Here is a 10,863-nt window from a genome sequence, read left to right as displayed (position 1 = left end):
GTAATGTTAGTGCTTCCATAGCCATTGATGAAGTCAACTTAGTTAGGAGAGATAATGACCCAAGTAATTGTAGGTGACAATGAACACATTGAATCAGCCTTACGGCGATTTAAGCGAGAAGTTTCCAAGGCTGGAATTTTTCCAGACATGAGAAAGCATCGTCATTTTGAAACGCCTTTAGAAAAACGCAAGCGCAAAGAAGTTGCCAAGCACAGACAAAGTAAGAGAAGTTTTCGTAACTAAGGGCTGACATAGATATAACGAATACCCTCATAAAATCTATGAGGGTTTTCCTTTTGGCTATTTTAAAATCAGGAAACCTAAAGAAACGCTAAAATCAAGTCAGCCTTTGTATTGTAGCGGTTGTGTCTCACATCACTCAGAGGGCGGTTCACTGTATAAATCCTGATTGTCAACGTCCTTATCCTCAGCCTTGGGGAAACAAATTTTGCAACAGTTGTGGCGCACCGCTAGAACTGTTAGACCGCTATGTTCCACTTCAGCCTTTAGGGTCGGGAGGATTTGCTCAAATTTACACGGTTTGGGATGAAAAAACTCAAACAGAGAAAGTGCTGAAGGTGTTGGTAGAAGATTCACCAAAGGCACTGGAGTTATTTACCCAAGAAGCGGCGGTTTTATCTAGTTTGAACCATCCGGGTGTCCCCAGAGTCGATGCCGAAGGGTATTTTCAGGTACAACTGTTTAACCCCAAACCGCACCAATTACCTTGTCTGGTAATGGAAAAAATTAATGGGCGGACTTTAGAGGAGATATTAAAAAAGTTTCCCCAAGGCTGTCCAGAGGATTTGGTTTTAAACTGGTTTGCCCAAGCTGTACAGATTTTACAAGAATTACACAAACGTCACATTCTTCACCGGGATATCAAACCTTCTAATTTAATGCTGGGCACTTCTTCGCCATCTTTAACCCCGTCTCAAGGGCAAACAGGAGGCGATCGCTTAGTACTAATTGATTTTGGAGGAGCAAAACAATTTAGCGCCTCTAAGCTGCGTTCTCAGTCTAGTTCCACCCGATTATTTTCTTCAGGCTACAGTCCACCAGAACAAGTGACTGGAGGGATTGTTGGACCAAGTGCCGATTTTTATGCCCTTGGTCGAACCATGATTGAACTACTAACAGGTAAGTACCCGCTAGAGTTGGAAGATCAACAAACTGGGAAATTGCGCTGGCGAACTACGGTAAATGTCAACCCCCAACTAGCAGATTTGCTGGATGAGATGGTGCAGGAGGATGTGCGATCGCGTCCAGCAAATGCAGCTATAATTCAAAAACGTTTGGCGAAGATTTCTCAACCATTACCGCCGTCAGGATTATTTGCCCAACTGCGAGACAACGGAAAGCTTGCCTCAACGCAAGTTTCCCAAAGATTTACACAGCTAATACAAGCTATTGAACAAGTTTTAGCTAACTTTAACCAAGCTGTAACCAAAACCGTTATTTTTATCGCTCAGACAATCATCAAAATTTTCCAAGCTTGTTTGGCGACGATTTGGGCGATGATTCTGGCTTATGTTGGCGCTTGTTTTGGTGCGATGGCAGGTTTTATTTTGGCATATCACACAAGCTTGGGTCGTCAGGTTGTGGAATTTATTTGGAATCAGCAAAACCAATTAGTGCCAAATACTCAACCAGTCTTGGGGGCAGATATTTTGGTATTCGTCGCCGCAGGCTGGGGAACCGCTTGGGGACTGACAGTATCCGGGTGTTTTGGTCAACAGCGACGCTTTTTAGTAGCGTCGCTGATGGGCATGATTAGCTATGGCTTCGGTTGGTTGATTTTGCAATTAATCACACCCAAAGATAGCGGCGAGGGCTTAGTGGCAGTAATTTTAGTGGGAGTTTGCCTACTTACCTTAAGTTTAGGACTTCGCAGCCATCACATAGTGTACGCTGTGTTCGCTGCCTTTGGTAGTGCGATCGCCTATGCAATTTTGATTCTTTTTAGGTTAGCGCCTCCGATTTTCCAATTCTCTAGTCAACCAGGCTGGTCAGAATTACAGTTACCTCTGATTTTTTTTGGTTCTGTAGGCGTCTTTATTAGCTTCTGGTTAGGAGTGACATACTACCTAATTGTCCCTGGATTGCGGTTTTTAGGGTGGCGATGAAGAATATAGGAAGCAGAAAGTAATTATGGTGTGGCTTGTAAGATGACTTGGGTACTTGCTGCGTTTTCAATCTGTTTTGACCACAATTGAAGTATACAGTAACCCCCTAAATCACTGCTAGACTGGCTTTTAAATGATTTGTAGGAAGTTCTTGTGCCGAAGCTGAAACCAGATGACATTTGTCAAGTACGCTGTTTTAATGACGAGTTGGTAGTTCACGTCCGCGACGCAATGCCGATGGACGACACTTTTGAAGAAGCTAAAATACTCTTTACTGCTCTTGCTGACAAATCTCGCCTGAAGATACTCCATGCCTTAAAAGATCGCCAGGAATTATGTGTCTGTGATATTGCGGAGGTTCTTGGTGTGCAGGTATCTGTGGCATCACACCATTTGCGGAAGCTCCGCGATCTCAAAGTACTTAAATATAGGAATGATGGGAAACTCGTCTATTACTCGCTGCGAGATCAATTCGTAGGTGACATTTTGGATCTTGTGTTGCAAAAGATTGTTCGGTAGTCTCTTTTTTTTATTTAATCATTATGATATTGTTTTGAATGTTGGAATGAACAGGCAAGTGACTAAGGAACTAGATAATGTCTGACCATTGCTGCCAAAAGAAATCATCTGAACTTGACAAAATGACCAAGCGCCAGAGCAAGGTTTTGTGGATTGTTCTGGGCGTAAACACAGTAATGTTCGTTGTAGAACTCCTGTCTGGCATTCAGTCCAAATCCCTTTCTCTTACCGGGGACTCTCTGGATATGCTAGGGGATGCGATCGCCTATGGAAGCAGTCTTTACGTAATCAATAAGGGAGCAAAATCACAGGCCAAATCTGCCATCCTCAAAGGAGGTATTATGTTTTTGTCTGCTGTAGTGGTATTTGCCAAGGCTACTCATCAGGTGTTTTTTAACACAACTCCTGACCTTAAAATCATGAGTACAGTTGGATTGATTGCCCTTTGTACTAATTTGTTGTGTCTTTATCTTTTGACAAGGCATAAGAACGATAACATCAATATGTCTTCTGTGTGGCTTTGTTCTCGTAACGACATTATCGCCAACACATCTGTACTTGTGGCAGCTGGATTGGTGTTTATGACAAAATCATCTTTGCCGGATTTGTTAGTAGGACTTATGCTAACGTTTATTTTTGCGAAGTCAGCAGGATCAGTCCTCTCTAGGTCTTGGGGAGAGTTGGAAAGAGCTTAAGTCAGAAATCAGTGCTTTAATTCTGTTTTTGAGAAATATTGTATTGTTGTAGAAACTTAATTTTAAAAAATTTGGAAGTTGTATCTATGACACATTTGTTTACTAAAACAGCTATTAGTATAGTGATGACTACTGGTTTAGGGTTAGCGATCGCCATAACCACTAACGACCTAGCTTCTGCTGCTGAGTTCAACTTCAACTGGAAAGGAGACACTGGTTATTCAGCTAAAGGTTCATTTAACTACGATACAACAACTGTTCCAAGCGTCATTTATGAAGCAGGTTTGGGAGTTACGAAAAACTTGCAGTCCCTCTCAATTTCCTTCTTTGATCCCTTGAATACTCTCGTAAATAGTTTTACTCCAGTGCTTAGTGGTGTATCTAAATACGGCTTTTTGAGATTTAACTTTGATAGCACTAAAGAGCAAATCTTTGGCCCATTTGATATTGGCAAGGATGATGAGCTTCCTGGTGACACATGGCTTAATAATAATCTCGCACTCATAGACGAAGGTTTGAGCAATGAGATTATAGCTAAAGAATTTGGTTTTAACAATAGAAATGCAGCAGGCACAAAGCAAATACTAGATTTAAGTAACAATTCAGTTCAAGTATCTAAAGTGCCCGAAGGAAGTATCATTATAGGTTTACTAGCAGTGTGTAGTTTAGGATTTAACCTCAAGCAGAAATTCAATCCAAAATTTAAAATCTAAAATCTAAAATTGGTCAAAGGGATAAAATAAAAAGTCGGAGGCGATCGCTATGGTATCAGTCAGCGATGCACAAGCAATTATTTTAAATTTAGTACAACCATTGGATCACCAGCGTGATACAGAAGTTGTCAATTTATTAGTAGCAGATAGTCGGATTTTGGCAGTGCCTGTCACCAGTCCGCTAGATTTTCCCCATTGGGATAATTCGGCAATGGATGGCTACGCAGTTCGCTACGAAGATGTACAGCATAGCAGCGAAAACCCAGCAGTTTTAGAAATTGTTGAAGATATTCCGGCTGGGTATCAACCCAAGTCTACAATTCAACCAGGACAAGCCGCGCGGATTTTCACAGGTGCGGTAATCCCAGCAGGTGCGGATACTGTAGTTATGCAAGAAAAGACACGCCGCGAGGAAAACCGTGTATTTATTCTGGATGCGCCAAAACCGCAAGAATTTGTCAGATACAAAGCATCTTTTTATCAATCTGGAACACAATTACTACCAGCAGGAATTAAGTTAAATGCTCCAGAAATTGCCGTATTGGCAGCAGCACAATGTCCGCAATTAAGTGTTTACCGCCGTCCGCGTGTGGCAATTCTTTCCACTGGTGATGAGTTGATGACAGTTGATCAACCGTTGCAACCGGGGCAAATTGTAGATTCTAATCAGTATGCGCTAGCAGCTTTGGTGAGACAAAGTGGCGCAGAACCAATACTTTTAGGCATTGTCAAAGATGATCCAATTGCTTTGGAGAAAGTTATTGCCCACGCCATTGCGATCGCTGATATAGTTCTCTCTTCTGGTGGTGTCTCAGTAGGAGATTATGACTATGTTGATAAAATTCTAGAGTCACTAAAAGCAAAGATCCACATTCGATCTGTGGAAATGAGGCCAGGTAAACCCCTCACCGTCGCCACACTCCTCAGTCCCCATACTCCCTCATCTCCCCCACTCCCCACTCCCCACTCCCCACTCTACTTTGGTTTACCAGGAAACCCTGCTGCTATATTGGTGACATTTTGGCGGTTTGTGCTACCAGCAATCAAGAAACTTTCGGGAATTACTGAAGGTTGGGAACCAGTATTTTTAAAAGTGCGATCGCATCATGAATTGCGATCAAATGGCAAACGCGAAACTTACCTTTGGGGTAAATTGCATTTAATTGATGGAGTTTACGAATTTCATCAAGCTGATGGTAGTCAAAGTTCCGGCAATTTAATTAATTTAGCTCAAACCAATGCTTTAGCTGTTCTGCCGGTGGGTAAAACATTAATTTACCCACAAGAAGAGGTGCAAGTTTTACAGCTTAGTAATGGGTAATAGAGAATGTGGACAAGCAAAATAACTTATTACAAATGACACATGACAAATGACAAATGCCTAGTCTTAAAATACCTGCTCAAAAGCCTCAATCAAACTGTTAACTTCCTCAAGAGTGTTGTAATGTACCATACTCACCCGGACTATTCCACCTTGCGATGCTAACCCTAGGTATTCAATCAGCCGTTTAGCATAAAAGTCTCCATAGCGAATCGCAATATAATGTTGGTCAATTTTTGCCGGAATGGTTGAGCTATTCATTCCATCTACTACAAAAGATATAGTTGGCACACGGGATTTCCGGTCAGCTTTTGATTGACCAATCACTCGCACATTAGACTTGCTGTTGAGGTAATTTAAGAGGCGATCGCTAATTTTTTCTTCATGTATGCTAATTAAATCAAACGCCTGCACCATTTGATTTCTCAAATCAGGTGCAGTTTGATTGCCGTAGTGCAGTTGTGCTAATTCACTTAGATAATCACATAAACCCAACATTCCATAACTTAATTCAAAGTTGACATTCCCTAACTGAAATTTATAAGGTATATCTGTCTGCTCAATAAAATAATGATTAAGACTAGGTAATCTTAATAAATGTTCTTCTTTGCCATAAAGTAAAGCATGATGTGGCCCATAAACTTTATAAAAACTCAAAGTATAAAAATCAACATCCAAATCTTGGACATCAACTAACCTGTGGGGTGCATAAGCTACACCATCCACACAAATCATCGCGTTGCGATCGTGAACAAATGCAGCAATTTCTTTGATAGAATTGATGGTTCCCAGAACATTAGAAGCATGAGTCAAAGCTACTAGTTTTGTACGCTGACTCATCAATGGTTCTAAATCTGCTAAATGAAGTTCCAAGCTATCTGGGCGAATTTGCCACACTTTAACCTTCATTCCTTGTTTTTCCAGAGCTACCCAAGCACCAATATTGGCCTCATGGTCACAATTAGTAACAATAATTTCATCACCAGGTGTAAAGGTTTGACCAAGGCAAATAGAAAGAACTTTCAACATCATTGTAGTAGATGGACCCATAACCACTTCTTTATAAGAATTGGCGTTAATGAAAGTAGCCATTCCCCTAGTTGCTAAAGCCAATCGTTCTCCTGCAAGTTGAGAAACTGCATAAGAAGCTCCCAACTGGACATCAGAACTCAGGAGGAATTCGCTAATTCTATCTACTACTTTTTTCAGGGTTTGTGACCCGCCAGCATTATCAAAAAAAGTCCATTCACCAGCTAGGGCGGGAAAATATTGGCGAACTTTATCAAGATTCAAATGCATAGTATAAGTTTTTTAGAGAATGTTCTTTACCCTAGCCTACCTTTTAGCGAGTCTCCTAGAGAGCATCTACATCCTATCGTGGTGTTTACAGCTTGTTATGCCAGCCTTATTATTCTGCAAGAATCTCTCTAGAGAGAGGGTATACTTAGTAACTCAAAGAGTATCTTAATGATATATCTTACTTACAGCAAAGGTTAATGTCTTGATTCTTCACAACTCTCGCCGATTTTATTTGATAAGTTTAAGGTAGAGTCAAAGCAACTATACGACTACTATTTGATTTTTCAAAAGATAGGTAGGATATGTAGCTGCGAGAGTACTGCATCAAATCCTTACAAATGGTGCATTACGGATTCCATCTTAACGCACCCTACAGTACCTAATTTTTTCAAAAATCAAAAGTAATCCTATATTGTTGTTATTTTTAATTCCTTGATTGAAAACAAAAGAACGAGCTATGAATATTACGGTAAAATACGACATCGAGCTTATCAAGCAAGAAGCACTGCAACTTGTTAAAAAGAGACTTGTTAACCGTCAGCAGTCAATTTATACCCTCTGTAAATATATTCCTCATTGTGACTGGGTTAATTTTGAACTTGAGTTAGAAAAAAACGAATTTTTACTCAGAGATAGAATTATCGATCTCCTGAACCACGAATCTTGGGAAGACGATTGAGGCTGCATTTAGAAGCTGAACCTTATTAGCAGCATCTCAATAAAATTAAAATTAGAAATTCATTTTTTATAAAAACTCCTCGAATTAAGTTGGGCGTTATAAACAAGAGCTTATTAGACGTTATTTATAAATTAATACGCTTGGGTTAGCGCCAAAAACCTTAAACTGCGTAGGCTGGGGAGCAACTGCGCCCTTGCGGTTTTCTGACTTGTAAGCCCTCTTTTAAGCAAGCTACGGTGGCATACACAAGTCTTCTAGAGTTGCCCCACTGGCTTTTGATTCCCCCAACTTCCCGATAAATTGTTGTGTCAGGTAATACCTCATGGGAGAGCCACAGCCTGCCATTTTATAACGATTGATTGGTGGAATCAAGAGAAAATTATACTAAACCAATTTCAGTTACTTAGGATTAGGCAGACAATTCTTCTACCCCTATCCATTCTGTGATAGATTGCCATTGGCTAGCGTAAACAGTAGTATTTCTACGTTTTTCTTGTTGAGGCTTTCTAGGTATTTTTACCGTAACTGCCTCGGTGAATGAACTGGATTGGTTCAGATTATAAACAGGCATTTCTTGCCAACAGTGGCGACAAAACCAGTAACTTTCTGCACCGCGTACATGTTCTAAAAGTAGACTTGAGCAGCAAGGGCAGTAATTCATATTTTCTTAAATCCTATTAATAAAAGTGTTATCGCAAATCGGGGTAGCCACTTGACAAGCCTGCAGGTATTTAAAACCATGTGTTTATATTTTGACTATAGTCTTTAAATATGAGAAACTTGTGAGGAAATTTGAAACATTTAATAATCTCGTATAATTTATACATATTTCTTAAGTAATAGCATCAAAGCTATAGGACTCCTCTTTGATTTTTGAAAAAACTTGCCCTCAACTCGAAAGAGCTGATTCCCTACTCCCGTTCGGCTACGCTCACGGCAAGCCTACTACCTGCCTATCGCGCTTGCGCTGCGCTTCTCTGCGAGACGCTTCTCTTTGCAGAGAGGCTTGTCTGCGACACGCACTCGCGTTCGCCAACGCGAACGCGCACCACGCAAATAAGTTCAAAAATAAAATTGGATTGCTATTTAGCTATAGCAGCCCTGAATCAGTCATAAAAAGTTATATCTCTGACTTTTCTAAGAATTAGGGGATTTGGACACCGCGAATTTTCACTAATGAATTAAAATTGTTATATCTCTTCAGAATATCCTTAAATTATCTTTATATAAATTTGTATAACTAGAAATGTGGTACTTGAGAGCAGTCTTACTTGTGGTGTGCCACCTGTCAAATCCTCTTTCCCTCTCACCGATGGCCTTCTCCTAACAAAGAGGCGCAAGGGGCGGGTGAATACTCCTACAGAACATCATTTTGACGCTTTGATTATTTGCTCCTCCAGCAAGAACTGCGTCCTTCAACAAAACAGCCGAAATCACGATCTTTCTGGTGACGTTCGGAACTTGGATTTAATATTTACACTCATCAATTAATTTCAAATATTTCTCACTAACAAAACTACCAATACCATCAATTAAGGCAATCTCTTGATATAGATGATATGCTATCTCTAATTTGACAATAGAATCAGTGTGGCAACGCTAAAATTATATCTACTTCCTGCTTTCGTTAGTAACTTGCATTTCTCCCCTATATTAGGTTTTCTAATTTTTATAAAGCGGATCTATCAATCTAGTTGCTTGATAGTTGCTTGATTAACAATAATTCTTGATTTTCAATAGTTTGCTTCTTCTGGCTGGCGCTAGGTTTTGCTAATTCGTTTTGATATCAGAAAGATCATTAAGATTGACAAATTAACTATGCGATTCAACGATCGGCTGATTAACTTACCTAGCTTAAATCATGTTATTAATCGTTTTCCCTTAACGATTAACCCTGATAGTTTTGTAGTCGAAGCTATTTTGTTGATGAACCAGGGAAGAGCTAGTAATTATGCACCTAAAAACTTAAATTTTTCATTGGATTCAAACCCCGTTAATCAACCGTTAACTGGTTGTGTCTTGGTTCTGGAAGGAGTAAATTTATTAGGCATTTTTACTGAAGAAGATGTAGTTAGGCTTATAGCTTCAGGAATGGACTTATCTACGGTGACGATCGCACAAGTGATGACGCAGCCAGTAGTTACCCTTAGACAATCAGATTCTCAGGATATTTTCATTGCCTTATCGTTATTGCGTCAGCATCAGACTCATTATTTGCCCGTTTTGGACGATCGCGGACAATTGCAAGGAATCATTACCGAGGCTAGCTTGCTACAAGCCTTTGACCTGGTAAAAATGGTTGGGGTAGTTGAAGGCTTGCAGCAATATTTACAAGAACCCAGAGATGTCAGGCAGGTTAATCAGCACACAGAGATAGAGCAAGTTCGCTGCCAAACTCAAAATAACTTAAAACTATGGGTTGAGGCACAATCGGCTGAAATTATGCAAGTTAATCAGGAACTTCAGCTAGCCCTCGAAGAACTCCAAGTAGTAGAAGAAGAGCTGCGCGAACAAAATGAAGAGTTGGCCGTTGCCCGTGAGCTAGTAGAATTAGAGCGCCAGCGTTACCAGGATTTATTTGAGTTCGCTCCAGATGGTTACTTAGTAACTGATAGAGCAGGTATAATCCAAGAGGCTAACCGAGCAGCAGCAATCTTGCTGGCTGTCCGCCAAAAATATTTGGTAAACAAACCATTCATTCTATTTATTGCTCACCAAGACCGCCAGACTTTTACCACTCGACTAAATAATAGACAGCAGGAACAGGAGTGGGAAGCTTACCTAAAACCACAAGGAGGTAAAGCTTTTCGGGCTAGCATTAGAGCGGCTGCCATGTACAATTCAGAGGGTAAGCAAGTTGGTTGGCGATGGTTAGTCTGCGATATTAGCAATCGCCAACAGGCAAAAGAATCACTGCGCCAAGCAAACGAAGAGTTAGAACAACGAGTGGCAAAACGGACAGCAGAACTTGTGATGTCCAACGTCCTGTTACAACAAGAAATTAGCGATCGCCAACACGCAGAAGTTGCATTACAACAGAGCGAAAACCTCTATCGCCAACTCGTGGAAAGCCAAATTGACATAATTATCCGCATTGATTTGCACTTTCAGATTACCTTTGCCAATGCGGTTGCTTGTCAAACCTTCGGTTGGAAAGAAGATGAGTTTCGTGGTCAATCATTTCTCCAGTTTCTTTATCCAGATGACTTGCCTGAAGTGATGGAAGATATGACAGCTTTAGGATCTTCACCCCATCCCTTGACTAATCGTGAGCAACGTGTATTTACAATTAACGGTATTCGCTGGTTTCAATGGAATGCGATCGCAATCCATGATCACAAAGGAGAGGTTGTTGAAATCCAAGGGGTAGGCAGAGATATTACCGAACAGCAAGCCGCCTTACAAGATCGCCAACTTGCAGAAGTTGCACTACGCCAAAGCGAGGAGAAATTCCGCAATTTTGCTGAAAACACCCACGCCATCATCAGTATTGCTAGCCCAGATTCATTCC

The 10,863-nt window shown here is 40.7% G+C and carries 10 protein-coding genes; 8 read left to right on the top strand and 2 right to left on the bottom strand.

Translation table 11 applies throughout. The annotated features are described in order from the left end of the window. Positions 1-54: 54 nt before the first annotated feature. The 6 genes from rpsU to glp all read left to right on the top strand — a co-directional run bounded on the left by rpsU (position 55) and on the right by glp (position 5,374). On the top strand, positions 55-243 hold the full coding sequence (rpsU, locus tag ACFE90_RS19250) for a 30S ribosomal protein S21 (RefSeq protein ID WP_012407716.1): 189 nt from the start codon (positions 55-57) through the stop codon (positions 241-243). Between the two features lie 122 nt (positions 244-365). Next, a complete protein-coding gene (locus ACFE90_RS19245; RefSeq protein ID WP_375503282.1) occupies positions 366-2,126 on the top strand; it encodes a serine/threonine protein kinase in 1,761 nt (586 codons plus the stop codon). 153 nt (positions 2,127-2,279) lie between these two features. Next, positions 2,280-2,645 carry an ArsR/SmtB family transcription factor gene (locus ACFE90_RS19240; protein WP_375503280.1) on the top strand — a complete coding sequence of 122 codons (366 nt, stop codon included), beginning with the start codon at positions 2,280-2,282 and terminating at the stop codon, positions 2,643-2,645. A gap of 77 nt (positions 2,646-2,722) precedes the next feature. After that, positions 2,723-3,340, top strand: a complete 618-nt coding sequence (locus ACFE90_RS19235; protein WP_375503278.1) for a cation transporter — start codon at positions 2,723-2,725, stop codon at positions 3,338-3,340. An 86-nt stretch (positions 3,341-3,426) separates the two neighbouring features. Then, entirely contained in the window at positions 3,427-4,053 is a 627-nt protein-coding gene (locus ACFE90_RS19230) for a PEP-CTERM sorting domain-containing protein (protein ID WP_375503276.1), read from the top strand. A 49-nt stretch (positions 4,054-4,102) separates the two neighbouring features. Further along, positions 4,103-5,374, top strand: coding sequence for a gephyrin-like molybdotransferase Glp (gene glp / locus ACFE90_RS19225; RefSeq protein ID WP_375503274.1), 1,272 nt, complete (start codon positions 4,103-4,105; stop codon positions 5,372-5,374). Positions 5,375-5,440: 66 nt separating this feature from the next. Here the strand turns inward: glp and ACFE90_RS19220 are convergent, their stop codons facing one another. Beyond that, entirely contained in the window at positions 5,441-6,673 is a 1,233-nt protein-coding gene (locus ACFE90_RS19220) for a cysteine desulfurase-like protein (protein WP_375503272.1), read from the bottom strand. Positions 6,674-7,130: 457 nt separating this feature from the next. On the opposite strand from ACFE90_RS19220, the gene ACFE90_RS19215 reads away from it, so the two are divergent. After that, entirely contained in the window at positions 7,131-7,352 is a 222-nt protein-coding gene (locus ACFE90_RS19215) for a DUF4327 family protein (protein ID WP_375503270.1), read from the top strand. 409 nt (positions 7,353-7,761) lie between these two features. Here the strand turns inward: ACFE90_RS19215 and ACFE90_RS19210 are convergent, their stop codons facing one another. Further along, on the bottom strand, positions 7,762-8,013 hold the full coding sequence (locus tag ACFE90_RS19210) for a hypothetical protein (protein WP_375503268.1): 252 nt from the start codon (positions 8,011-8,013) through the stop codon (positions 7,762-7,764). Positions 8,014-9,170: 1,157 nt separating this feature from the next. On the opposite strand from ACFE90_RS19210, the gene ACFE90_RS19205 reads away from it, so the two are divergent. After that, positions 9,171-10,863, top strand: a 1,693-nt coding sequence (locus tag ACFE90_RS19205; protein ID WP_375503298.1) for a PAS domain S-box protein, incomplete at its 3' end; no start/stop codon positions are given.

Origin of the sequence: uncultured Nostoc sp., assembly GCF_964245445.1 — a bacterium.
GTDB lineage: Bacteria > Cyanobacteriota > Cyanobacteriia > Cyanobacteriales > Nostocaceae > Nostoc.
This window is presented reverse-complemented; position numbering and strand designations above follow the sequence as displayed.